The 23,246-nt window shown below is 71.9% G+C and carries 21 protein-coding genes and 1 pseudogene; 11 read left to right on the top strand and 11 right to left on the bottom strand.

What is annotated here, in order from left to right:
• Nucleotides 1–65 precede the first annotated feature (65 nt).
• Together O7543_RS16185 and O7543_RS16180 are read right to left on the bottom strand one after the other, a co-directional pair.
• Nucleotides 66–902: an ECF subfamily RNA polymerase sigma factor, BldN family gene (locus tag O7543_RS16185; RefSeq protein ID WP_281555404.1), complete on the bottom strand. Its 837-nt coding sequence runs from the start codon at nucleotides 900–902 to the stop codon at nucleotides 66–68.
• Nucleotides 903–1,000: 98 nt separating this feature from the next.
• Complete coding sequence (locus O7543_RS16180) at nucleotides 1,001–1,132, bottom strand: hypothetical protein (RefSeq protein ID WP_281567135.1); 132 nt, start codon at nucleotides 1,130–1,132, stop codon at nucleotides 1,001–1,003.
• Between the two features lie 255 nt (nucleotides 1,133–1,387).
• Between O7543_RS16180 and O7543_RS16175 the strand changes: the two genes are divergently transcribed.
• Nucleotides 1,388–1,645, top strand: a complete 258-nt coding sequence (locus O7543_RS16175; protein WP_281553062.1) for a glutaredoxin family protein — start codon at nucleotides 1,388–1,390, stop codon at nucleotides 1,643–1,645.
• An 84-nt stretch (nucleotides 1,646–1,729) separates the two neighbouring features.
• Nucleotides 1,730–2,377, top strand: coding sequence for an HAD hydrolase-like protein (locus O7543_RS16170; RefSeq protein WP_281553063.1), 648 nt, complete (start codon nucleotides 1,730–1,732; stop codon nucleotides 2,375–2,377).
• Between the two features lie 52 nt (nucleotides 2,378–2,429).
• On the opposite strand, the gene O7543_RS16165 is transcribed toward O7543_RS16170, so the two are convergent.
• Nucleotides 2,430–3,074, bottom strand: a complete 645-nt coding sequence (locus O7543_RS16165; RefSeq protein WP_281555405.1) for a response regulator transcription factor — start codon at nucleotides 3,072–3,074, stop codon at nucleotides 2,430–2,432.
• A 24-nt stretch (nucleotides 3,075–3,098) separates the two neighbouring features.
• Nucleotides 3,099–4,397: a sensor histidine kinase gene (locus tag O7543_RS16160; protein WP_281553064.1), complete on the bottom strand. Its 1,299-nt coding sequence runs from the start codon at nucleotides 4,395–4,397 to the stop codon at nucleotides 3,099–3,101.
• A 338-nt stretch (nucleotides 4,398–4,735) separates the two neighbouring features.
• Here O7543_RS16160 and O7543_RS16155 point away from each other — a divergent pair, with 338 nt between their 5' ends.
• The 5 genes and pseudogenes from O7543_RS16155 (at nucleotide 4,736) to hemB (ending at nucleotide 10,519) form a co-directional block, all read left to right on the top strand.
• A complete protein-coding gene (locus O7543_RS16155) occupies nucleotides 4,736–5,551 on the top strand; it encodes a redox-sensing transcriptional repressor Rex (protein ID WP_281553065.1) in 816 nt (271 codons plus the stop codon).
• Nucleotides 5,548–6,867 (top strand): glutamyl-tRNA reductase, encoded by a 1,320-nt coding sequence (locus tag O7543_RS16150; protein ID WP_281553066.1) that lies wholly within the window; start codon nucleotides 5,548–5,550, stop codon nucleotides 6,865–6,867. Before O7543_RS16155 ends, O7543_RS16150 begins: the two co-directional genes overlap by 4 nt.
• Nucleotides 6,864–7,775 (top strand): annotated as a pseudogene (hemC, locus tag O7543_RS16145) (hydroxymethylbilane synthase); the annotation flags it as partial. The gene O7543_RS16150 and the pseudogene hemC, both read left to right, overlap by 4 nt.
• A 115-nt stretch (nucleotides 7,776–7,890) precedes the next feature.
• Complete coding sequence (locus O7543_RS16140; protein WP_281553067.1) at nucleotides 7,891–9,471, top strand: uroporphyrinogen-III synthase; 1,581 nt, start codon at nucleotides 7,891–7,893, stop codon at nucleotides 9,469–9,471.
• 76 nt (nucleotides 9,472–9,547) lie between these two features.
• Entirely contained in the window at nucleotides 9,548–10,519 is a 972-nt protein-coding gene (gene hemB, locus O7543_RS16135) for a porphobilinogen synthase (protein WP_281553068.1), read from the top strand.
• Nucleotides 10,520–10,579: 60 nt separating this feature from the next.
• Here hemB and O7543_RS16130 read toward each other — a convergent pair whose 3' ends face one another.
• Together O7543_RS16130 and O7543_RS16125 are read right to left on the bottom strand one after the other, a co-directional pair.
• Nucleotides 10,580–11,599, bottom strand: coding sequence for a GNAT family N-acetyltransferase (locus O7543_RS16130; protein WP_281555406.1), 1,020 nt, complete (start codon nucleotides 11,597–11,599; stop codon nucleotides 10,580–10,582).
• Nucleotides 11,600–11,672: 73 nt separating this feature from the next.
• Entirely contained in the window at nucleotides 11,673–13,055 is a 1,383-nt protein-coding gene (locus O7543_RS16125) for a lytic murein transglycosylase (protein ID WP_281567134.1), read from the bottom strand.
• Between the two features lie 57 nt (nucleotides 13,056–13,112).
• On the opposite strand from O7543_RS16125, the gene O7543_RS16120 reads away from it, so the two are divergent.
• Together O7543_RS16120 and O7543_RS16115 are read left to right on the top strand one after the other, a co-directional pair.
• Complete coding sequence (locus O7543_RS16120; RefSeq protein WP_281553070.1) at nucleotides 13,113–13,349, top strand: zinc ribbon domain-containing protein; 237 nt, start codon at nucleotides 13,113–13,115, stop codon at nucleotides 13,347–13,349.
• A 92-nt stretch (nucleotides 13,350–13,441) separates the two neighbouring features.
• Complete coding sequence (locus O7543_RS16115; protein ID WP_281553071.1) at nucleotides 13,442–16,225, top strand: adenylate/guanylate cyclase domain-containing protein; 2,784 nt, start codon at nucleotides 13,442–13,444, stop codon at nucleotides 16,223–16,225.
• A gap of 82 nt (nucleotides 16,226–16,307) precedes the next feature.
• On the opposite strand, the gene O7543_RS16110 is transcribed toward O7543_RS16115, so the two are convergent.
• The gene (locus O7543_RS16110; protein ID WP_281553072.1) at nucleotides 16,308–16,838 is read right to left on the bottom strand and encodes a phospholipase; all 531 of its coding nucleotides are present in this window, start codon (nucleotides 16,836–16,838) and stop codon (nucleotides 16,308–16,310) included.
• Between the two features lie 229 nt (nucleotides 16,839–17,067).
• Nucleotides 17,068–17,340: a hypothetical protein gene (locus O7543_RS16105; RefSeq protein ID WP_281553073.1), complete on the bottom strand. Its 273-nt coding sequence runs from the start codon at nucleotides 17,338–17,340 to the stop codon at nucleotides 17,068–17,070.
• A gap of 223 nt (nucleotides 17,341–17,563) precedes the next feature.
• On the opposite strand from O7543_RS16105, the gene O7543_RS16100 reads away from it, so the two are divergent.
• Nucleotides 17,564–18,583 carry a potassium channel family protein gene (locus tag O7543_RS16100; RefSeq protein WP_281553074.1) on the top strand — a complete coding sequence of 340 codons (1,020 nt, stop codon included), beginning with the start codon at nucleotides 17,564–17,566 and terminating at the stop codon, nucleotides 18,581–18,583.
• Between the two features lie 22 nt (nucleotides 18,584–18,605).
• On the opposite strand, the gene O7543_RS16095 is transcribed toward O7543_RS16100, so the two are convergent.
• Both O7543_RS16095 and O7543_RS16090 read right to left on the bottom strand, forming a co-directional pair.
• Nucleotides 18,606–19,670 carry a 2-oxoacid:ferredoxin oxidoreductase subunit beta gene (locus tag O7543_RS16095; RefSeq protein WP_278171615.1) on the bottom strand — a complete coding sequence of 355 codons (1,065 nt, stop codon included), beginning with the start codon at nucleotides 19,668–19,670 and terminating at the stop codon, nucleotides 18,606–18,608.
• Nucleotides 19,663–21,510, bottom strand: coding sequence for a 2-oxoacid:acceptor oxidoreductase subunit alpha (locus tag O7543_RS16090; protein WP_281553075.1), 1,848 nt, complete (start codon nucleotides 21,508–21,510; stop codon nucleotides 19,663–19,665). The genes O7543_RS16095 and O7543_RS16090 overlap by 8 nt, the downstream gene beginning before the upstream one ends.
• 303 nt (nucleotides 21,511–21,813) lie before the next feature.
• Between O7543_RS16090 and O7543_RS16085 the strand changes: the two genes are divergently transcribed.
• Nucleotides 21,814–22,191, top strand: a complete 378-nt coding sequence (locus O7543_RS16085) for an NADH-quinone oxidoreductase subunit A (protein WP_281555407.1) — start codon at nucleotides 21,814–21,816, stop codon at nucleotides 22,189–22,191.
• Between the two features lie 38 nt (nucleotides 22,192–22,229).
• On the opposite strand, the gene folP is transcribed toward O7543_RS16085, so the two are convergent.
• Complete coding sequence (gene folP, locus O7543_RS16080; protein WP_281553076.1) at nucleotides 22,230–23,099, bottom strand: dihydropteroate synthase; 870 nt, start codon at nucleotides 23,097–23,099, stop codon at nucleotides 22,230–22,232.
• Nucleotides 23,100–23,246 lie beyond the last annotated feature (147 nt).

Below are 23,246 nucleotides of genomic sequence, written 5' to 3'. Positions count from 1 at the left end.
GGTTACGGGCCGGTGGCGAACTTCATCACTACGCGTGACCGTGATCGCTGTCTGTATGGGGGCGATCACGGTTGGAAACCATCGGGCAGGAGTCGGGCCAACGCCCGTACTGCCCGGTACTGCAGGGCCTTGATCGCGCCCTCGTTCTTGCCCATCGCCCGAGCGGTCTCGGCGACCGAGAAGCCTTGCAGGAAGCGGAGAACGATGCACTCCTGCTGCTCCGGGTTGAGCTGCTTGACGGCGGTCAGTAGGGCGACGTTGGTGATGTGGTCGACGACCGCTGCCTCGGGGCTCCCTTCCGGGCCGCGATCCTCGCGCTCCGCATCCATTACGTCACCCGTAGTTACCTCCAGTCGGTAACGTCCCGACTTGAAGTGGTCCGCGACCAGGTTGCGAGCGATGGTCACCAGCCAGGCCCCGAGGTCACGGCCCTGCCAGGTGAAGCTGCCGATCCGCTTCAGGGCGCGCAGGAAGGTGTCCGAGGTGAGGTCCTCGGCGAGTTGCCGGTTGCCCACTCGGAAATAGACGAACCGGAAGACGGTGTCCACGTACCGGTCGTAGATCAGACCGAACGCCTCGGTCTCGCCAGCCTGGGCCCGTTCCACCAGCGCCCAGACCTCGCGGGCGGGATCGGACGGGTCCGGCCGGTCCGGATAGCCGCCCGGCGGTGCGCCGGATCGGCTGCCCTGATCGGGGATCACCGGCAGCACGGTGGTCTCCGCCTCGTTGCCGCCCGGCTGGGTCGGCATGGTCGGCCGGGCCGGGGTGGCCACCGCACCGCCCATCGGCTTGGTGTTGGTACCGGCGTGACGTCGGCTCGGCCCCTCGTTGGGCTGGGTGCGAGGCCTGGTCCCTTGGGTGCCGCCGTCGCCGCGCATCGTGATGCTGAGCATCTCGTGCATCGACGTACGTAGCAGAGCTAACCCTTCAGCGAGGGCGATCCGGGCGGCAACTACCTCGCGGCTGGCCGACGGGAGAACGATCTGCGGGGAGTAGACACTCATTGGGCGTCCTCCGTTCGTGCCTGCGGCGACCCGGCTCGTTGCTGGGCCCGGGCACCTGGGTCGGTGAGTTGGGTGCTGGTACCGGCGCTGATGCCGGTGCGGTCCGGCAGATCGGTGGTGAGCGCCATGGACCGGCGCACCCTCCTGAGGTGCTGGTGCGGTGCGACAACGGGCACGGCGGCCTCCTCGGGCTGAGGGGTGGCGACTCACGGCAAAACGGGTGAGTCGACCCAAGGCGATGATAGGGCCAACGTCACCCACGCGTGTGGAGTCCGTTACACAACGACGAAGTATTTCCGCAGGGCGGCGTGCCCATGTCGCACTGGCTGTCCGCTGTCGGTTACCCGACGCATTGGTTGTCGGGAAGCGGTAAGCTCCCCGGCGTGTCGCGCCGCCAGCCCAGAATCACCTTGATCACCCGCCCCGGCTGTCACCTTTGCGACGACGCCCGCGCGGCGATCGCCCGGGTGACGGGGCAGACCGGCGACGAATGGGTGGAGCAGGACGTCACCGCTGACATCGAGTTGGAGCGCGACTATGGCGAACGGCTCCCGGTGGTGCTGCTCGACGGGCGGGAACACGGGTACTGGCGGGTCGAGGAGCATCGGCTGCTCGACGATCTGCGCCGGTCGGTCAGCTGACCTGGTGACCGGCCGACCGGCCGCCGGCCGGTCGGTGGGCTGACCTGCTGGCCCGGTGGTGCCGGTGGCCGGTATCGTGCCGCCGTGGCCCCGCTTGACACCCATCTGGTCTGGGACTGGAACGGCACCCTGCTCAATGACCTGGCGCTGGTGGTCACCTCGACCAATCACGCGATCGCCACCGTCGACGGCCCGGTGCTCACCCCCGAGCAACACCGGGTGGCCTTCCGTCGGCCGGTCGCGGACTACTACGCCGACGTTCTCGGTCGGGCGGTCGATGCTGAGGAGTTCGGCCGGCTGGACCAGATCTTCCACGCCGCGTACCGGGCCGGTCTGACCACCTGCGCACTCGCCGAGGACGCCGAACGGGCGCTGCTCAGCTGGCCGGGTAGTCAGTCGCTGCTTTCGATGTGGTTCCACGACGAACTGGTCCCGCTGGTCGACACGTACGGCCTGACCCGGACCTTCCGGCGCATCGACGGGCTGCGGACGGCGGTCGGCGGCGACCGCAAGGCCGGCCACCTCGACCGGCACCTGACCGCGCTGGAGGTCGACCCGGCCCGGACCGTGCTGATCGGCGACTCGATCGACGACGCGGACGCCGCCGAGGCGGTCGGTGCAAGTTGCATCCTGTACACCGGCGGCTTCACCGATCCGGACCGGCTCCGGGCCCGCGGCGTGCCGGTCGTGGAATCCCTCACCGAGGCGGTACGGCTGGCCGCCGACCACTGACCGGCGGCAGGAAAGCCAACTCGGCCCGGTCAACCTCGCAGATAGGGCCCGGTCAACCTCGCAGGTAGGTCAGTACGGCGAGCACCCGACGGTGCTGTTCGGTGTCCGGCGCGAGTTGGAGCTTGCTGAAGATGTTGTGGATGTGCTTCTCGACGGCACCGTCGGTGACCACCAGCAGCCGGGCGATGGCGGTGTTCGAACGCCCCTCGGCCATCAGCCCGAGCACCTCCCGTTCCCGCGGGGTGAGCTGGCGCAGCGGGTCGTCGCGGCGGCGCCGGACCAGCAGTTGACCGACCACCTCCGGGTCGAGCACCGTACCGCCGCCGGCCACCCGGGCGAGGGCGTCGAGGAACTCGGCGATCGCGGCGACCCGGTCCTTGAGCAGGTATCCGACGGCGCCGGCCCGGTCGGCGAGCAGATCGTCGGCGTACGACACCTCGACGTACTGGGACAGCACCAGCACCGGCGCCCCCGGGACCAGTTCGCGGATCCGCACCGCCGCCCGCAACCCTTCGTCGGTGTGCGTCGGCGGCATGCGTACGTCGACGATCGAGACGTCCGGACGGTGTTCGGTGACCGCCTCGACCAGGGCCGGGCCGTCGCCGACGGCCGACACCACCCGGTGACCGTGCTCGCTCAGCAGTCGGACCAGGCCCTCCCGCAGCAGTACGGCGTCGTCGGCGATCACCACTCGCATGGGTGCCATGTCTACCATCTGGGCTCAGCCGGGCAGCTCGGCGCGGATCTCGGTGGGCCCGCCCGGCGGGCTGTGCACCGCGAGGGTGCCGCCGTGCGCCCGCACCCGGTCGGCGAGTCCGGCCAGTCCGTGCCCCTTGGCGAGGTGGGCGCCGCCGGTCCCGTCGTCGGCGACCACGATGGTCAACCCGCCGTCGTGGCGGTGCACCCCGACGCTGCAGGCGGTCGCCCCGCTGTGCTTGGCGACGTTGGTCAGCGCCTCGGCCACCACGAAGTAGGCGCTGGTCTCCACCGCCGGGTCGGGTCGCGTCGTGGCGGCGGCGAGCCGGGTGTCGACCGACAGGTCGACCGGTACCACGCCGCGTGCGGCCAGGGCGGCGAGCGCGCTGGGCAGCCCCCGGTCGACCAGGATCGGCGGGGCGATGCCACGGGACAGGGCGCGGAGCTCGGCCAACGTCTCGCGGGTCTGGTCCAGCGCCTCGTCCAGGGTGCGCCGGGCGGCGTCCGGGTCGGCCGCCAACTGCTCGCGGGCCCGTCCCAGGTCCATGGCGAGCCGGACGAGTCGCTGCTGCGGCCCGTCGTGGATGTCGCGTTCCAGCCGGCGCAGCGCGGTCGCCTCCGCGCTGACTGCGGCCTGCCGCTGCTCCTCCAGGTCGGTGATCCGGTCGCGCATCTGGGCCACCCCGGTGAGCAGGCCGCGGGCGAAGCCGGCCTGCAGCAACGCACAGCCGCGGACCACGATCGGCAGGGTGACCAGGAAGAACAGTCCGATCGCGGTGTACAAGGCGATCCGGGTGCCCGGTGCGTCGCCCAGGCCGAGCAACGGCGCCAGACCGCCGTCCGGATCAGCGGGCAGCAACCAGTCGTACGTCCAGTAGAGCGAGCCGGTCAGCGCCCCGGTCCACCAGGTGACGGTGACCGGCACGGCGATCAGGGCCACCGGTAGGCGCAGCACACCGAACGCCAGATCGAGCCAGGACTGAGGGTCGGTGAGCGGGGCGAGGATCCGTCGCCAGGTGCCGGCGTCCGGCCCCGGCGCCACGTACCGCGGCTGCACCCGGGCGGCGGCCAGGACCCCGGCCATCCGGTGTCGTTCGAGCTGGGCGAACGCGCGGACGGTGGCCAGCGTGCCGCTGAGCACCGGCAGGCCGACGACGGTGACCACCAGGCCGACGCCGAGTGCGAAACCGACGACGCCGACGACGAAGTTCGCCAGCGCGAGCGGCAGGCTGGTGAGTACGTACAGGGAGTCGCTGGCGAGCCGGCGCAACGTCGTCTGCCGGCTGGGCCGTGCGAGGGCGGGCGGAATGCCGACTGCGGTCATGGGAGTGACGCTAGGTGCCAGGTGGCGGGCCGGTCACTCCCGCCGCCCCGCCGATCGCGGTGGGGTTGTCCCCCCTGTCGGAGCGGCGCATGGCAAAAAGCCGGAAATTGGTAATAATGATGCTGCTGTCGCCGGATGAAACCGGTGTGACGGGTAGCGTGGATCCAGCGGCTAGTCCATCACCGTCGATCAAGATCGCGATTTGTGCACGCGTTCACAAGCGCCTACGCTGTAATCCTGACGAGCCCTGATAGCACAACAGGTGACGGCGGTTGCCACAGGGGCACCGGACTGACCGGCCGGGCCGGCGGGTCAATGATCGCATCGCACGGAGACACATGAGTCAGCACCGCCAGCCAGGCGCGTCCGGCCGGGTCGACGCCGTTCCGGCGCTGCCGGACCTCCCCGAGGCGACGGTCGCGCGACTCCCGGAGTATCTCCGTGCCCTGCATACCCTCGCCGACGCCGGTCACGAGACCGTTTCCAGCGAAGGGCTGGCCAGCGCGGCCGGCGTAAACTCCGCCAAGCTCCGCAAGGACCTGTCCCAACTCGGCTCATACGGCACCCGCGGTGTCGGCTACGACATCGCGCTGCTGATCGAGCAGATCGAGTACGTGCTCGGGCTCACCCACCGGCGGGCCGTCGCGCTCGTCGGGGTCGGTAACCTCGGCCACGCGCTGGCCGGCTACGCCGGCTTCGCCAGTCGGGGGTTCCGCATCGCCGCGCTCTTCGACGCCGACACCGACCGGGTCGGTGAACAGATCAACGGGTTGGTGGTCCGGCACATCGACGACCTGCCGGCGGTCGCCGCCGAGGAGTCGATCGCCATCGGGGTGATCGCCACCCCGGCCGCCGCCGCGCAACAGGTCGCCGACCAGCTGGTTGCCGCCGGGGTCACCAGTATCCTCAACTTCGCGCCATGCGTACTGGTGGTGCCCGCCGGAGTCGACGTGCGCAAGGTCGACCTGGCGATCGAGCTGCAGATCCTCTCCTTCCACGAGCACCGCAAGTCGGCCTCCGGCCACGACCACGGCGTGCCGGGGCTCACCGCGTTGCCGGGTGGGCTGGGCGGCGGGCCTGCCGCTGCGGCCACCTTCGACGCCTCGGCGGCCACCTTCGACGGGTCCGGTCCGGCGGAAGCGGTCGGCTCATGAACCTTCTCGTCGTCGGCGCGTCCTACCGGACCACGCCGGTCGCCACCCTGGAGCAGCTGGCCGTCGCCCCCACCGACGTGCCCGACACGCTGCGTCGGCTGCTCGCCCAACCGTACGTCGACGCCGCTGTGGTGCTCTCCACCTGCAACCGGGTCGAGGTGTACGCGGCGGTCACCGGATTCCACGGCGGTCTCGCCGACATCTGCGGCGTGCTGGGCGCGCGGGTCGGTAGCGCCCCCGGCGAGCTGGCCGACCACCTGTACGTGCACTACGGCCAGGCCGCCGTCGAACACGCCTTCCGGGTGGCGGCCGGGCTCGACTCGATGGTGGTCGGCGAGGCGCAGATCCTCGGCCAGTTGCGCGACGCCTACCACGTCGCCAACGAGGCCGACGCCACCGGCCGGCTGCTGCACGAGCTCATGCAGCAGGCGCTGCGGGTCGGCAAGCGGGCACACGCCGAGACCGGGATCGACCGGGCCGGCCAGAGCGTGGTCAGCGCGGCCCTGCGGGTCGGCGGCGAACTGCTGCCCGGTGGGCTGCCCGGCCGGCCGGTGCTGGTCCTCGGCGCGGGCGCGATGGGCGCCCTGGCGGTCGCCACCCTGGCCCGGCTGGGAGTCGAGTCGATCCGGGTGGTCAACCGTCGGGACGACCGGGCGGTCCGGCTGGCCGGTGCGTACGGTGCCACCGCGGTGCCGTACGACCAGTTGCCGGCCGCGCTCAGCCAGGTCGACCTGGTGATCAGCGCCACCGCCTCGGCCGAGCCGGTGCTCACCCGCGACGCCGTCACCGGGGTGCTGGCCGCCCGCCCGGCCGACCGGGCCGGCCCGCTGGTCCTGCTCGACCTCGCCGTACCCCGGGACGTGGAGCCCGCCGCCGCGGCGCTGCCCGGTGTCGCGGTGATCGACATCGACGGCCTGGCCGGTTCGCTCACCGACGCGCCCGCCGCGATGGACACGGCGGCCGTCACCCGGATCGTCGACACCGAGGTGGAGTCGTTCCTCAGCTGGATGCGCGGCGCGGACGTGGCACCCACCGTGGCCGCGCTGCGCGGCCGCGCCGACGACGTGGTCGGCGCCGAGCTGCGGCGGCTCGCGCAGCGTCGGCCGGACCTCACCGACGACCAGCGTGCCGAGGTCGCGCACACCGTGCACCGGGTGGTCCAGCGGCTGCTGCACTCGCCGACCGTACGGGTGCGTCAGCTCGCTGCCGAGCCCGGTGGTGACCAGTACGCCGCGCTGCTGCGCCAACTGTTCGACCTGGAGGTGCCGGGCACCTCCGCCGCCGGCGACGTGCCGGACCTGGAGGCCGACCGATGAGTGTGTTGCGCCTGGGCACCCGGGGCAGCGCCCTGGCCACCGCCCAGTCCGGTCGGGTCGCCGCCGCACTGCGCGCCGCCACCGGCCGCGACGTCGAACTGGTGGAGATCGTCACCGCCGGGGACCGGTCCACCGCGCCGGTCGCCGCGCTCGGCGTCGGCGTGTTCGTCTCCGCGCTACGCGACGCGCTGCTGGCCAAGGAGATCGACTTCGCGGTCCACTCGTACAAGGACCTGCCCACCGCCGGCCAGGCGGAGTTGCTGGTCGCGGCGGTGCCGCCCCGGGAGGATCCACGGGACGCGTTGATCAGCCGGGACGGCCGGATGCTCGCCGAGCTCGCGCCGGGGGCCACCGTCGGCACCGGGGCACTGCGCCGGATCGCCCAGCTGAACGCCCTCGGCCGTCAGCTCGTGGTCACCCCGATCCGGGGCAACGTCGACACCCGGATCGGCCGGGTGCGCGGCCCGCAGCCCGATCTCGACGCGATCGTGCTGGCCCGGGCCGGCCTGGCCCGGCTCGGCCGAACCGCCGAGATCACCGAGACTCTCGACCCGATGCTGATGCTGCCGGCGCCCGCCCAGGGCGCCCTGGCCGTCGAATGCCGGGCCGACGACACCGACCTGGTCGAGCTGCTCAGCACGCTCGACCATGCACCGACCCGGGCCGCGGTCGCCGCGGAACGGTCGTTGCTCGCGACGCTGGAGGCCGGCTGCAGCGCACCGGTCGCGGCGTACGCGGAAGTCGCCGAGGGGGATGACGGCGACGAGATCTACCTGCGCGGGGCGGTGATCAGCCCGGACGGACTCCGGGAGATCAGACTGTCGCGCACCGGTCCCCCGGCCACCGCCGTCGAGATCGGCGCGGCGCTCGCCGCCGAGCTGCTCGACGCCGGAGCCGACACGATCCTTCCGGGGGCCACGCCCGGCGGTCCCTCCAGGACCGCGGATGGCGACGGCGTGGTACCCCAGCGACCTTCAGCGCCCAATCCGTCCGGCGCGACGACCCAGAACATGGGGAGCATAAATGACCCGCACCCGTAAGCTCGCCGGCCACATCGCGTTCGTGGGCGCCGGCCCCGGCGACCCGGGCCTGCTGACCCGCCGGGCGCACGACGCCCTGGCCGAGGCGGACCAGGTCGTCTACGACCGGGGCGTCCCGGAGACGCTGCTCGCCGCGGTCCGCGCCAGCGCCAAAACGGACACCCAGCTCAGTCCGGCCGAGGGCGCGCCAGGTGACGTGGCCAAGGTGCTGATCTCCGCCGCCCGGTCCGGGCAGGCCGCGGTCCGGTTGGTCTGCGGCGACCCGTTCGGTCACCACGCGGTGGTGACCGAGGTGCAGGCTGTCGCGCGTACCGCGGTGCCGTTCGAGGTGGTCCCCGGGGTCAGCCAGGCCGAAGGGGTGGCCGGCTACGCCGGGGTCCCGCTGCCCGGCATCCGTACGGTGGCCGACGTCGACGACACCGCCGGCCTCGACTTCGAGGCCCTCGCCGCGGCGGTCGGCCGGGGCTCGCTCGCCCTCGCGGTCGACGCCGGGGAGCTCGCCGCGGTCCGCGACGGACTGCTCGCCGCCGGCGTCGACGGTGCCACCTCGGTCGCGGTGACCGGGGACGGGACCGGCGAGACCCAGTACACCACCACCTCGACGGTGGACAGCTTCGTCGCCGCCGCGCTCGGCTTCACCGGTCGGGTGGTGCTCACCCTCGGTGCCGGGGTCGCCGAGCGGGACAAGCTGAGCTGGTGGGAGAACCGGCCGCTGTACGGCTGGAAGGTGCTCGTGCCGCGGACCAAGGAGCAGGCCGGCGTGATGAGCGCCCAGCTGCGCGCCTACGGCGCCATCCCGTGCGAGGTGCCGACCATCGCGGTCGAGCCGCCGCGTACCCCGGCGCAGATGGAGCGGGCGGTCAAGGGCCTGGTCGACGGCCGGTACGCCTGGGTCGTCTTCACCTCGGTCAACGCCGTACGGGCGGTGTGGGAGAAGTTCGCCGAGCACGGGCTGGACGCCCGGCACTTCGGCGGGGTCAAGATCGCGTGCATCGGGGAGGCGACCGCGGACGCGGTCCGCGCCTTCGGGATCCAGCCCGAGCTGGTGCCGGCCGGTGAGCAGTCCTCCGAAGGGCTGCTGGCCGAGTTCTCGCCGCACGACGAGATCCTCGACCCGGTCGGCCGGGTGCTGCTGCCCCGGGCGGACATCGCCACCGAGACCCTCGCCGCCGGGCTGACCGAACGTGGCTGGGAGGTCGACGACGTCACCGCGTACCGGACGGTGCGGGCCGCGCCGCCGCCGGCCGAGATCCGCGACGCGATCAAGTCCGGCGGCTTCGACGCGGTGCTGTTCACCTCCTCGTCCACCGTGCGCAACCTGGTCGGCATCGCCGGCAAGCCGCACGCCCGGACCGTGGTCGCGGTGATCGGCCCGAAGACCGCCGAGACCGCCACCGAGTTCGGCCTGCGGGTGGACGTGCAGCCGACGCACGCGTCGGTCCCGGAGCTGGTCGAGGCGCTGGCCGGCTACGCGGTCGAGCTTCGGGAGAAGCTGGTGGCGATGCCGGCCAAGCAGCGGCGCGGCTCCAAGGTGCAGGGTCCGACGGCGCTACGGTTCCGCTGAGCCGGCGACCACCGAGTCGGCTGACCGCTCGGCGACCACCGAGCCGGCGAACGCCTGAGCCAGGAGACGATGGGCGATGACGTATCCGCAGAGCCGGCCACGCCGGCTGCGCCGCACCGCCGCCGTGCGGCGGCTGGTCGAGGAGACCCGGCTGTCCCCGGCCGAGCTGGTGCTGCCGATGTTCGTCAAGGAAGGGCTCACCGAGCCGCGACCGATCCCGTCACTGCCCGGAGTGGTCCAGCACAGCCGGGACTCGTTGCGCAGGGCCGCCGCCGAGGCGGTGGCGGCCGGGGTCGGCGGGGTCATGCTGTTCGGCGTGCCGCAGTGCCGGGACGCGACCGGTTCAGCCGGTGTCGACCCGGCCGGCGTGCTGAACGTCGCGATCCGGGACGTGGTCGCCGAGGTCGGTGACGCGACCGTGGTGATGAGCGACCTCTGCCTCGACGAGTTCACCTCGCACGGGCACTGTGGTCTGCTCGCCGCCGACGGGACGGTGGACAACGACGCGACGCTCGCCGCGTACGCACAGCTGGCTGTCGCGCAGGCCGAAGCGGGTGCGGACATGCTCGGACCGTCCGGGATGATGGACGGCCAGGTCGGGGTGGTGCGCCGGGCGTTGGACGCGGCCGGGCACACCGACACCGCGCTGCTCGCGTACGCGGCGAAGTACACCTCGGCGTTCTACGGGCCGTTCCGCGAGGCGGTGGAGTCGGCGCTGGTCGGTGACCGGCGGACCTACCAGCAGGATCCGGCGAATCTGCGGGAGTCGCTGCGCGAGGTCGAGCTGGACGTCGCCGAAGGCGCCGACCTGGTGATGGTCAAGCCGGCGCTGCCGTACCTGGACGTGATCGCGGCGGTCCGCCAGCGGGTGCACGTCCCGGTCGCCGCCTACCAGGTCTCCGGCGAGTACGCGATGGTCGAGGCGGCCGCCGCGAACGGCTGGATCGACCGGGACCGGGTGATCCTGGAAACGTTGACGTCGATCCGGCGGGCCGGCGCGCAGATCATCCTCACCTACTGGGCGACGGAGGTCGCGAACGCCCTCTGACCGGGGGTGTCGACGGCACCCGCCAGCCCGGGTCGATGGCGCATCCACCGACCCGGTCGTTCAGCTGCGCACGCCGAGCCGGTGCATCAGGGTGGCGATGTCGGCTCCGTAGTCCCACCAGTCCCGGTCGGGCTGGTAGCCGAGTTCCGCGTTGATCGCGATCAGATCCTCGTCGCCCTCGGCGTTCCAGGTCTGCACCTCGGCCAGCCGCGGCTCGACGGTACGCAGCTCCAGCAGCATCCGTGCCTTGATCGCCCGGTCGATGCCGTGTCCCAGGTGTGCCTGGGCGACGATGGTGTCGTACTGGTCGGCCCGGGTCGGGTGCTGCGCCGGCACCACCACCTCGGTCAGCCCGGCCACCGCGCCGCTGGCCAGGTGCCGGGCCAGCACGATGTACGGCGTCATGCCGCGGCGACGTAGGCAGTCGAGGCTGTCCCGGAGCCGGTCCGGGTCGTAGGAGCTGGGCCGCAGGTCCAGGTCGCCGTCCTCCGGCACGCTCTGCTCGGCCTTGGTCCGGGCGTACGCATCGACCAGGCCCTCCGGCGGCCCGCCCGGGTGAAACTCGATCTGGTACCCGGGGACCGGGTCCTGTGCCGTCTTCTCGATCGCGGTCCAGTCGACCGCCGGCAGTCGGAGCACGCTGCGGATCTCCCGGAACTGGCGGGCGAACCCCAGTGACTCGTAGAAGTCGACGGCGCAGGTGCCCCCGATGACCTCGACACCGACCGAGCTGAACCCCTCGTGGTAGGCGCGGCGTACGGCGAGCGCCAGCAGTTCCCGGCCCAGGCCGTTGCGCCGGGCGTCGGGCCGGACCAGGACCTCTAGCACTCCGATGTCGCCGAGGAGCAGCACGTTGACGTGCCCGTTGACCGGCCCCGGCCGGCCGTCGTCGGTGGCCTCCTCGGCCAGCCAGCAGATTCGTCGGACCCCGGGCATGGTTTCGGTCAGGTACTCCCGGAGGAAGTCTGGCCGCCAGTACGGATCACCTGGCAGGTCAGCCTCGAATACCCGGTTGAGACAGTCCAGCAGAGATGAGATCTCGGCGGACGACGCGGTTCGGGGGTCCCACTCGCGCACCATCACGCGTCTAGCTTGCCGCCAAGTCGCCGGTTGCGAAAGTGGCCGGGCGGGAAATTGTGGCTATCTGATTGCACTAAGTACGGCTACGGGCACCGTAGTCGTTGGCGGTGTCGAAGACCGCCTGGGCGTACGGCTGCACGTTGTTGTACGACAGGATCGCGCTCCACCAATCAGAAGGTGTGGACAGATCGCGCCCGTTCCGACACAAGTAGTTAGCGGCAGCGAGGCTGGCGTCATCGATATCCTGCGGATCGATGACACCGTCGTTGTCCGCGTCCACCGCGAACTCCGCCCAGGTGGTCGGGATGAACTGCATCGGGCCGACCGCCCGGTCGTACACCGGGTCGTTGTCCAACTCGCCGTTGTCGGTGTCGGTGATCCGCTGACGTCCGCCGGCACCGTCCAACGGCAGCCCGGTGATCGGCGGTACGGCGCGGCCGTCGGCGTCCAACCGTGATCCGTTCGCCCGGCCGTGAGTCGACTCGATCATGCCGATCGCGGCCAGCGTGGTCCACGACAGCCGGCAGTCCGGCGTGGTGGTGGCCAGCACCAACTCGGCGTAGCCGTACGCCTCCATCGCCACCACCGGTATGTCGACCCGGCTGGCCGTGCGGGTCGCCCAGGCGGCGAGGACCGTGGCCGGCCGGGTCGGGGCACCCGGGTTCAGCCCGCCGTCGAGCGGGGGATCCGCCGGTGGCTCGAGCAGGTCGGGGTCCGTGGTCTCAGGCAACTGCGGTACGGCGGTGGTGCCGAGCGCCGTGGGCGAGGGGGCCGGAGGCCGGTCGCCGGCGGCCGCTGGGACCAGCACGGCACCGGCGGTGCCGCTGCCGGCGACCAGCGCCAGCAGGAGCAGACCGGGCAGGGCCAACCGGCCGGCCGGCTGGCGACTCCAGGCGCCGGCCGCCCGGGCCGCTCGGCGCAGGCCGCGCCGGACCGGTCGCAGCCGTGCCGGGTGCAGCCAGCCGATCCGGGTGCCGAACGGCGCGTCCTCCCGGCGGTGTCGGCCGACCACGGCCAGCGTGGTGGCCGGTGCCGGTGCCGGTGCCGGTACGGGTGCCGGTACGGGTGGGTCGGTCGCCGGCCGCGCCTGCTCGTCTGCGGAAGCACCGATCGGCCGGGTGCCGCCGGATTTGCTGTCGGCGTGTCTGCTGTCGGCGGGTTTGCTGTCGCCGGGGTCGCTGTCGGCGGTCCGCCGGGTGTCGTCGCCGCCACCTGCGCCGGACCCGGTGTCGCTGCGTGGTCGGAGTTCGCTGGTCGGTCCGGTGTCGCTGCCTGGTCGGAGTTCGCTGGTCGGTCCGGTGTCGCTGCCTGGTCCGGTGTCGCCGGTCGACGCGGTGCCGGTCGACCGGATGGTGTCCGGGTCCGGGGCGCTTTCCTGCCGCGGCGGCCGGGCAGGCGCCGGCACCGCCGGACGCAACCGGTGCGGTGCTGGCGTACCCGATCCGTCCTCGACCATGTCGTCGAGTATCACCCATCCGGCCGGGAGCGTCAGTTCCCGCCGTACCCTATCCACATGCCCCGGTACGAGTTCCGCTGTCGCGCGTGCGGCGACACCTTCGAGGTCAACCGTCCGATGACCCAGGCAGGCGATCCGGCGTCCTGCCCGCAGGGACATCCCGACACGGTCAAGCTGCTGTCCACCGTCGCGATCACCGGCCGTGGCGCCGGGGCCTCCGGTGGGCTGCCGGCAATGCCGCCAGCCCAGGCCGGCGGAGGTGGCGGCTGCTGCGGGGGCGGGTGCGGATGCTAGTTGACCCACGGCGCTGACCGGTTCGCGATGAGCTGGGTTGCCTGACTGCGGCAGCATGAACGCGACTTCCCAGCGGGGCGGAGGTTCCACGGGTGTCGGCACCGATCGCACTGCCGAGCGGACTGGTCACCTTCATGTTCACCGACATCGAAGGATCGACGAGGCTGGCCCGACTACTCGGCCGCGACTACCGCCCGGTGCTCAGCGAACACCGACGGTTGGTCCGGCGTACCTTGTCGGCCAGCGACGGCACCGAGTTGTTCACCGAAGGGGATTCGTTCTTCGTGGCGTTCGCGGACGCGTCCGCCGCACTGGACGCCTGCCTGCGCGCGCAGCGGGCGCTGGCCGCGCACGAGTGGCCGACCCCGGATGTCGCACCCCGGGTACGAATGGGGCTGCACACCGGGCAGGCCGAGCCGGTCGGGGGCGAGTACGCCAGTCCAGAGGTACACCGTGCGGCGCGCATCGCGGCGGCGGCGCACGGTGGCCAGGTCCTCTGTTCCGCTGCGACCGCCCAGGCCGCCGACCCGTTGCCGGTCGGCGTCTCGCTGCTCGATCTCGGCCTGCACCGGCTGCGCGGGTTCGACGACCGGGAGCGGCTGTTCCAGCTGATCGCCGCCGGGCTGGAGCGGCAGTTCCCCAGACCGCGTACGGCCGACTCGGCCAGCCACAACCTGCCCAATCAGGTCAGTTCCTTCGTCGGTCGCCGGACCGAACGCCACGAGCTGCGCCAGCTGGTCGCCGAACACCGGCTGGTCACCGTGGTGGGTGCCGGCGGCGCCGGCAAGACCCGGCTGGCAATCGAGGTCGCGGCCGACGCCAGCGGCGGTGCCGCCGCCGAATCACCGGCTGCGGACCCGGCTCCGGCCGGCCATCCGGACGGGGTGTGGTTCGTCGACGTCGCGACGGTCACCGATCCCGGGCTGGTCGCGTTTGCTGTCGCCGCGGTGTTCGGCCTGCGGCCGGAGCCGGGCCGGCCGATCCTGGACACCGTCGTCGAGTACGCGGCCGCCCGCCGGCTGCTGCTGGTGCTCGACACCTGTGACGCTCAGCCGGCGGCGTGTGCCGAGGTGATCGCCCGGCTGCTCGGCGGTGGCCGGCAGGTCCGGGTGCTGACGACCAGCCGGGAGCCGTTGGGGGTGCCCGGCGAGGTGGTGTGGCGGATTCCGCCGATGTCGGCCGAACCAGGGCCGGCCGGTGGCCCCAGCGATGCCGTGGCGCTGTTGCTGGACCGCACGGCGGCGGCCCGTGGCGGGCACCCGCCGGGTCCGACCGAGTCCGCCCAGCTGCACCGGGTGGCGGCCCGGCTGGACGGGTTGCCGCTGGCGATCGAGCTCGCCGCCGCCCGGTTGCGGGTGCTCTCCGTCGGGCAGCTCGTGGACCGCCTCGACGATGTCCTGGGGGTGCTGGACGCGGGGCAGGAGGAGCCGGTCGACGCGCAGCGCTCCGCCGGACGGCGGCACGGCACGCTACAGGCGACGGTCACCTGGTCCTACCGGACGCTGGCCCCCCGGGCGGCCCGGCTGCTGCGCTGGATGTCGGTCTTCGCCGGACCGATCGATCTGGCCACCGTGGAGTGGCTGCTCGACGACGATCCGCTGGGGCCGTTGGCGGTGCTGGTCGACAAATCGATGATCCAGGCCGAGCCGGCCGCCGGCGGCACCAGCTACCGGATGCTCGACCCGATCCGGGCATACGCGGCACGGCGGCTGGTCGAAGCGGGCGAGGAGCAGGTTGCCCGGGACCGGCACGTGGCCTGGGCGCTGCACGCGTTGCAGCGTGCCTACCTCGGTCCGGACGGCAAGCCGGTCACCCTTTCGCTGTACACCCTCGACCCGCTGGCCGACGAGCTGCGGGCCGCGCTGCGGTGGAGCACCACCGGTGGCAGCGCCCGGCGCGGCCTGCAGCTCGCCAGCGGGCTCGACCAGTGGTGGCGCGAACGCGGCCTGGCCAGGGAAGGCAGGCTGTGGCTGTTCCGGCTGTACGGGCGGATCGCCGAGACCGGCGAGGCGATTCCCGAGGCGGAGCTGGCCGCCGCGTACCACATGCATTCGCAGCACGCGGGCGCGGACGGCGAGTTCGGCGAGGAGATGCGGTTCTCGCACCGGGCGGAGGCCGCCGCCCGGCAGGCCGGCGACGCGGGTCTGCTGGCCCGGGTGCTGGCCGGTCGGGGTGCCTCGCTCATCGATCTCGGACAGTTCGTCGAGGCCGAGCAGGTGTGCCGGCGGGTGATCGACTGGGCGGCGGCGAACGGCGCGGTCGGCGACGCGCTGTTCGCCGTGTACAGCCTGGCCGAGCTGCTCTGCCGGCGGGGGGCGTTGGACGAGGCCGCCGAGGTGCTGGCCACCGCCCGGCCGGCGGAGGCCGCCCGGCCGGCGGAACGCGGCCGGCGGACCGTGGACATGCTGCTCGGGCTGGTGGCGTTGGGCCGCCGGGACCTGGTCGCCGCGCACGACCACCTGGTGGTGGCGCTGCGGTCCCGAATGCGGTACGGGTTCCACCGGCGGGCCTGCGACACGCTGAACGCGATGGCGGTCCGGTGCGCGCTGGGCGGTGACCCGTCGACCGCTGCCCGCCTGTTCGGTGCCGCTCAGGCGACCCGCTCGGCGCTGCGCAGCACGGCCGGCATGTTCGGCGGCTACTGGGCGCAGGAGCAGGCCAAGGTACGGTCGGCGATCGGCGACAGCGCGTTCGATGCCGGGTACGCGCAGGGTAGCCGGATGAGTCTGGTCGAGGCGGCGGCGTTGGCGCTCGCGGTGGAGCATCCGGATCTGACGACCGGCGCCCGGTGGTTCGCCGACGAATCCGCCGACGCGGTCGGTGACGGTGGCCCGCTCGGCGGCCGTGGTGACCGGCGGCCGGCACGGCCGTGGTGACCGGCGGCTCGTGCCGCAGCTGTGCTGACCAGCGGCCGGCCCGGACCCGGGGGAGAGGGAGGGCCGGCCGGTGCGGTGCCGGTCAGTCGGTCCCGGCCAGCCGCGGCCCGGCGGCCTGCAGCTGCCGGGCCCGCTCCAGGTCGGCGGCGTTCACGACCGGCACGCCGAAGATGCGCACCGCCTGGTAGTACGTCCAGGCGAGGCTCAGGCAGGCCGGCCGGACGAAGCTGCTGTAGCGGGCACACGCCCGCTTGAGGTCTTCGTAGAAGGCGCTGTCCACCCGTGCCTTGTTGGCGGAGAACTGGCCGATCGCCTTGTAGTTGCGGTAGCCGAAGTCGTGCCGGTGGCAGGAGAGCCGGAAGTCGAACCCGAGCGGGTTGTCCGGGCTGGACGAGCAGTAGTCGGTCGACCAGTCGAACTGGTACGCGGCCCAGGCGCCCTGGTTGAGCCGGGCCGAGTTCCAGACGCTGTAGCTGCTCGCGCTGGTCTGGGTCCAGTTGGACAGCACCGTGGGCTTGTCGGCGGGCACGGCGGCGGCGGGGCCGGCCGTGCCGAGGGCGGCGGTGAGGCCGAGCAGGGCGGCGGTGAGCAGGGTGGTCAGGCGTCGGGACATAGCGATACCTCCGGTGGACGGTCCGTCGGGTGGCGTCGGCATGCTTGTTACCGGTGGGTCACAAGCGTGTCCACAGTCTCACGGCATCAGCTGGAGTCGATCTGTAGTCAGCCTGATCGTTTGTCGACCGGTGTGTAAACAGACGAGTCGGCCGGACCGGTCACATCGCCCGGCCGTTGCGGCCCTCCAGCCTGCCCGGCCCTGATCCCCGGTCACCCGGACGGTCCGATCAGCCGGCGTCGGCGGCGTCGGCCCGGGGTGCACCGGGCAACGCGGCGACCCGGACCAGGGCGACCATTCGGCCGAGGCCGCCACCATCCGTTCCGAGGGAACGTCCGATGATCCACACCCACCGATTGTCGTAGTAGGCCGACAGATCGGGTCGCATCTGCTCCACCTGAAGTATGAGATTGTGTCCGCCGTACCGCCAGTCGTTCTTGCCGAGTCGCAATACCGTCCCCGGGGTGATCGCGGGAATGGCGGTGGGTCGTGGCGGGTTCACAGGCTGCTCCGGAACTGGCGGATGGATGGGCTCGCCGGGTGAGCATCAACAACACTGCGTCCCGATGCAATGTCTCTAAGCAAGATTTGAGGCGGCGGGATACGACTGCTTCCGCCCCGGACGCACCTGGCACAAGGTGTTGTCCAGGCGATCAAGATCAGGCGGCACGGAACAGCTATGTTGTGGGCGTGTACGGGGATATGAAGGCGGAGGCGGGCCGGCGGTGATTCACTTTCCCGCCGTACGGCAAGGGCCGTTGCGGGCACTGAGCCTGCGGCTGTCGGCGGCGGTCGGCCTGGTGCTCGGCGTGGTGGCCGTGGTGTATGCCGACCGCGACGGCTACCGGGACGCCAACGGTGACGGAGTCTCGCTGCTCGACAGCTTCTACTACGCGGTGGTCAGCCTCTCCACCACCGGGTACGGCGACATCGCCCCGGTCACCGAGACGGCGCGGCTGGTCAACGTCCTGATCATCACGCCCGCCCGGGTGGTCTTCCTGATCATCCTGGTCGGCACCACCCTGGAGGTGCTCACCGAGCAGTACCGGACGAACCTTCGACTGACCCGGTGGAGAAAGAACGTGAAGGATCACGTCATCATCTGCGGCTACGGCACCAAGGGCCGCAGCGCCGTCTCCGCGCTGCTGGAGAACGGCTTCGACAAGCAGCACATCGTCGTCGTGGAGAGCAGCGGGATCGCCCTGCGGCAGGCGACCTCCGCCGGGCTGGTGGCCATCGAAGGATCGGCCACCCGCTCGTCGGTGCTCAACGAGGCGCACGTCAAGCATGCCAAGGCGGTGATCATCGCGACCGACAGCGACGACGCCTCAGTCCTGGTCACGCTGACCGTCCGGCAGTTGACCGCCGGGAAGGTACGGATCATCGCCGCCGCCCGGGAAGCGGAGAACGCGCCGCTGCTACGGCAGAGCGGCGCGCACCATGTCATCGTCTCGTCCGCCACCGCGGGCCGGCTGCTCGGCCTGTCCACGTCGGCACCGCCGCTGATCGACGTGGTCGAGGATCTGCTCACCCCGGGACAGGGGATGGCGCTGGCGATGCGTTCGGCGAACCGCGACGAGGTGGGCACCTCACCTCGGCAACTGGCCAACCTGGTGATCGCGCTGATCCGGCGCGGCCGGGTGGTGTCGCTCGCCGACCCGGACAGCGTCAAGATCGAGACAGGTGACCTGCTGGTCTACGTGCGGGACGACCGCACCTCGGCCAGCACGCCGTCGATCGGCTGACATCCGAGCCGACCGGCACCGATCAGTTGATCGACCAGGTGTCGCCGCTGCGCAGCAGCCCGGCCAACTGCTCCTCCGGGGTGCCCTCGGCCGCCGCCCGGGCCTGCTCGACCTGGGTCTGGATCAAGCTGTCGTAGCTGGGCCGGGACACGCTGCGGAACACCCCGATTGGCGTGTTGCGCAGATCGGCGGCGGGCAGCCGGGACAGCGCGAACGCATAGGCGGGCTCGGCGATCGTGGCGTCGTGTACCACGATCTGCTCGGCCGGCACCGACGCGGTCTCGCGGACCTCCAACCCGAAACCGCCAGGCGGGTGGACCACGCAGAACTGCCCGTCGGCCCCGAACGTGATCGGCTGGCCGTGCTCCAGCCGGATCAGGTAGTCGTCCCGGGTCGCCGGCTCCTTCAACTGCTCGAACGCGCCGTCGTTGAAGATGTTGCAGTTCTGGTAGATCTCCACGAACGCCGAACCCTGGTGCTCGGCGGCGGCGCGCAGCACCGACTGCAGATGCTTACGGTCGGAGTCGATGGTCCGGGCGACGAAGGTCGCCTCGGCGCCGAGGGCCAGCGACAGCGGGTTGAACGGTGAGTCCGCCGAGCCGACCGGCGTCGACTTGGTGATCTTGCCCAGCTCGGAGGTCGGCGAGTACTGCCCCTTGGTCAGCCCGTAGATCCGGTTGTTGAACAGCAGGATCTTGAGGTTGACGTTGCGGCGCAGCGCGTGGATCAGGTGGTTGCCGCCGATCGACAGCGCGTCACCGTCCCCGGTCACCACCCAGACCGACAGGTCCGGGCGGGACACCGACAGACCGGTGGCGATCGCCGGCGCCCGGCCGTGGATGGAGTGCATGCCGTACGTGTTCATGTAGTACGGGAAGCGCGACGAGCAGCCGATGCCGGAGACGAAGACGATCCGCTCCCGGGGCATGTTCAGTTCCGGCATGAACGACTGCACGGCGGCGAGGATCGCGTAGTCACCGCAGCCGGGGCACCAGCGCACCTCCTGGTCGGACTTGAAGTCCTTGGCGGTGAGCTTGACCGCCACCGGCGTACCGCCGGGGCGTCCGTTGCGGGCGGGCTCAGACATTCTTCACGACCTCTTCCAGCATGGTCTCCAGCTCCGTGGCGGTGAACGGCAGGCCACGGACCTGGTTGTAACCGATCGCGTCGACCAGGTAACGGGCCCGGATCACGTGGGCCAGTTGACCGAGGTTCATCTCCGGGATCACCACCCGGTCGTAGTTGCGCAGCACCTCGCCGAGGTTGGCCGGCAGCGGTGCCAGGTGCCGCAGATGGGCCTGGGCGACCGACAGGCCACGCTGGCGCAGCGCCCGGCAGGCGGCGCCGATCGGTCCGTACGTCGACCCCCAGCCGAGCACCAGCGTCCGGGCGTCGCCGTTCGGATCCTCCACCTCGACGTCCGGCACCGGGATCGCGTCGATCCGGGCCTGCCTGGTCCGCACCATGAAGTCGTGGTTCGCCGGGTCGTAGGAGATGTCGCCGGTGCGGTCGGCCTTCTCCAGACCGCCGATGCGGTGCTCCAGGCCGGGGGTGCCGGGGATCGCCCACGGCCGGGCCAGCGTCTGCGGGTCGCGCAGGTACGGCAGGAAGGTCTTGCCGTCGTCGTCGTTGGCCTCGGTGGCGAACTCGACCTGCAGGTCGGGCAGGGAGTCGACCTCGGGCAGCAGCCACGGCTCGGAACCGTTGGCCACGTAGTTGTCGGACAGCAGCAGCACCGGGGTGCGGTAGGTGAGCGCGATCCGGGCCGCCTCGATGGCGGCGTGGAAGCAGTCCGACGGCGAGCGCGGCGCGATCACCGCGACCGGTGCCTCGCCGTGCCGGCCGAACAGCGCCATGTTCAGGTCGGCCTGCTCGGTCTTGGTCGGCATGCCGGTGGACGGCCCGGCCCGCTGCACGTCGACGATCACCAGCGGCAGTTCCAACGCGACGGCGAGCGAGATGGTCTCGCCCTTGAGCGCCACGCCGGGCCCGGAGGTGGTGGTGATGCCGAGGGCGCCGCCGTACGCCGCGCCGAGCGCCGCACCGACCGCGGCGATCTCGTCCTCGGCCTGCATGGTGACCACACCGAACCGCTTGTGCTTGCTCAACTCGTGCAGGATGTCCGAGGCCGGCGTGATCGGGTAGGCGCCGAGGAAGACCGGCAGCTTGGCCCGGACCCCGGCGGCCACCAGCCCGAGCGACAGCGCCGCGTTGCCGGTGATGTTGCGGTACGTGCCCGGGCGCATCCGGGCCGGGTTGACCTCGTAACGTACCGAGAAATCCTCGGTGGTCTCGCCGAAGTTCCAGCCGGCCTTGAACGCGGCGATGTTCGCCGCCACCAGGTCCGGGCGCTTGGCGAACTTGCGCTCCAGGAACCGGATGGTGGACTCGTAGGGCCGGGAGTACATCCAGGAGAGCAGACCCAGCGCGAACATGTTCTTCGCCCGCTCGGCGTCCTTCTTCGAAACGGACAGCTCGGCGAGCGCGCCGATGGTCATCGAGGTCAGCGCCACCGGGTGTACGGCGTACCCGTCGAGCGAGCCGTCGTCCAGTGGGCTGGTGGCGTACCCGACCTTCGCCAGGTTGCGGCGGGTGAACTCGTCGGTGTTGACGATGATGTCCGCGCCGCGCGGCAGGTCACCGAGGTTCGCCTTCAGCGCCGCCGGGTTCATGGCGACCAAGACGTTGGGCGAGTCGCCGGGGGTGAGGATGTCGTAGTCGGCGAAGTGCACCTGGAAGCTGGACACCCCGGGCAGGGTGCCGGCGGGAGCCCGGATCTCGGCCGGGAAGTTCGGCAACGTGGAGATGTCGTTGCCGAGCTGCGCGGTCTCCGAGGTGAACCGGTCGCCGGTCAGCTGCATGCCGTCACCGGAGTCGCCAGCGAAACGGATGACCACCCGATCCAGTTGACGGACCTGCTTGGTCACGTGAGCTGACCTCCTCGTTTCCTGCCGGCGGCGTGGATCGCCGGCCGTGCTGGGGCGGTTGCCGGCGGTCCTGCGGCTGTTGCCGGCCGTGGCGCTACCGTTGCCCGGCGCCACGATGGGTGTCCCGGTAAGGGCGTCCTAACCATGGTGACACTCTCAGCAGAGCCTACGTCGGATCGGGTCGGATACCCGGCTCGGGTCCGCCCGGTGGGACTGGAATCACCCGACGGTCACGGGGTGGCGACGTCGGTCTCCACCGCTCGGCCCACGCCGACCCGACGACCGGACGGTAGGCTGCCGGACATGCAGGGCTACCTCGGCTCGTACGCGACGTTGGGGCTGTTGCTGCTGGTCGGCGTCGCCTTCTTCACAGTCGGCTACGGCGCCAACCGGCTGCTACGGCCGGGGCGCCCGGCCGACCCGGTCGGTAAACGGGCCAGCTACGAGTGCGGCCTCGACCCGGTGGGCGGCGACTGGGCCCAGGCGCAGATCCGCTACTACGTGTACGCGTTCCTGTACGTGCTCTTCGCGGTGGAGGCGGTCTTCCTCTTCCCCTGGGCGGTGATCTTCGACCGGCCCGGGTTCGGCCTGGTCACCGTCGCCGAGATGGGCCTCTTCGTGACCGTCCTGGCGCTGGGCATCCTCTACGCCTGGCGCAAGAACGTGCTCCGCTGGACCTGACCTCCGCTGGACCTGACCACGGGTCGACCCGTACCCGCTCAGGCCAACGCCCGGCGGGACACCGCCGGCGGTCGGTCGCCCCGGATCGACGCCACCATGTCCAGCGCCCGCCGGGTCGCCGCGACCTGGTGCGCCCGGAACACCCGGGCACCCAACCAGGCGGAGACCGCCGTCGCCGCCAGGGTGCCCTCCAGCCGCTGGTCGACCGGCAGATCCAGGGTTTCCCCGATGAAATCCTTGTTGGAGAGGGCGACCAGGACCGGCCAGCCGGTGTCGACCAGTTCGGTGAGCCGCCGGGTGACCTCCAGCGAGTGCCGGGTGTTCTTGCCGAAATCGTGCGCCGGGTCGATCAGGATGCCGTCCGGCCGTACCCCGAGACCGACCGCGCGCTCGGCGAGGCCGGTCACGGTACCCACCACGTCGGCCACCACGTCGTCGAACGCGGCCCGGTGCGGTCGGGTTCGCGGCGCGGTTCCACCGGTGTGCGAGCAGATCAATCCTGCCCCGGTCGCCGCCGCGACCTCGGCGAGCCGGGGGTCCGCGCCGGCCCAGGTGTCGTTGAGCAGGTCGGCGCCGGCCACGACCGCCTCCCTGGCCACCTCGGCCCGCCAGGTGTCGATCGAGATGACCAGGTCCGGGAAGGCGGCCCGGACCGCCGCGATCGTGCCGACCGTACGGTCGATCTCCTCGGCCACGTCGACGGCGGTCCCGGGTCCGGCCTTCACCCCGCCGATGTCGACGATGTCCGCGCCGGCGTCGACCGCGGCGGCGACCGCGTGCAGGGCGGCGTCCGCCGCGAAGGTCGCGCCCCGGTCGAAGAACGAATCGGGCGTACGGTTGACGATCGCCATCACCGCGAGGTCCCCGGGTGCCAGGGACCGTCGGCCGAGCCGAAGCGTACGCCCCATCCGTGCCTCCGTTCCCGTCCCGCCTGCCAGGAGGCTATCCGGCTGCGGTACGCCAACTGCCGGCGGTCGCCGGGGCGGGAGAGCCCGCCGCGGGCCGGCGACTCGCCGCCGGGGGTCGCCCTCGCCGCGCCGGCATGTCACGATTCG

The organism is Solwaraspora sp. WMMA2080, from assembly GCF_027497395.1.
Classification (GTDB): domain Bacteria; phylum Actinomycetota; class Actinomycetes; order Mycobacteriales; family Micromonosporaceae; genus Micromonospora_E.
This window is presented reverse-complemented; position numbering and strand designations above follow the sequence as displayed.

Coding starts and splice junctions, on each gene's coding strand:
- O7543_RS16110 (WP_281553072.1), bottom strand. CDS start 16,838: ATGTCCCGACGCCTGACCACCCTGCTCACCGCCGCCCTGCTCGGCCTC.
- O7543_RS16155 (WP_281553065.1), top strand. CDS start 4,736: ATGAGTCAGCACCGCCAGCCAGGCGCGTCCGGCCGGGTCGACGCCGTT.
- O7543_RS16095 (WP_278171615.1), bottom strand. CDS start 19,670: ATGTCTGAGCCCGCCCGCAACGGACGCCCCGGCGGTACGCCGGTGGCG.
- O7543_RS16160 (WP_281553064.1), bottom strand. CDS start 4,397: ATGACCGCAGTCGGCATTCCGCCCGCCCTCGCACGGCCCAGCCGGCAG.
- O7543_RS16140 (WP_281553067.1), top strand. CDS start 7,891: ATGACCCGCACCCGTAAGCTCGCCGGCCACATCGCGTTCGTGGGCGCC.
- hemB (WP_281553068.1), top strand. CDS start 9,548: ATGACGTATCCGCAGAGCCGGCCACGCCGGCTGCGCCGCACCGCCGCC.
- O7543_RS16165 (WP_281555405.1), bottom strand. CDS start 3,074: ATGCGAGTGGTGATCGCCGACGACGCCGTACTGCTGCGGGAGGGCCTG.
- O7543_RS16130 (WP_281555406.1), bottom strand. CDS start 11,599: ATGGTGCGCGAGTGGGACCCCCGAACCGCGTCGTCCGCCGAGATCTCA.
- O7543_RS16085 (WP_281555407.1), top strand. CDS start 21,814: ATGCAGGGCTACCTCGGCTCGTACGCGACGTTGGGGCTGTTGCTGCTG.
- folP (WP_281553076.1), bottom strand. CDS start 23,099: ATGGGGCGTACGCTTCGGCTCGGCCGACGGTCCCTGGCACCCGGGGAC.
- O7543_RS16180 (WP_281567135.1), bottom strand. CDS start 1,132: ATGGCGCTCACCACCGATCTGCCGGACCGCACCGGCATCAGCGCCGGT.
- O7543_RS16125 (WP_281567134.1), bottom strand. CDS start 13,055: ATGGTCGAGGACGGATCGGGTACGCCAGCACCGCACCGGTTGCGTCCG.
- O7543_RS16120 (WP_281553070.1), top strand. CDS start 13,113: ATGCCCCGGTACGAGTTCCGCTGTCGCGCGTGCGGCGACACCTTCGAG.
- O7543_RS16185 (WP_281555404.1), bottom strand. CDS start 902: ATGCACGAGATGCTCAGCATCACGATGCGCGGCGACGGCGGCACCCAA.
- O7543_RS16150 (WP_281553066.1), top strand. CDS start 5,548: ATGAACCTTCTCGTCGTCGGCGCGTCCTACCGGACCACGCCGGTCGCC.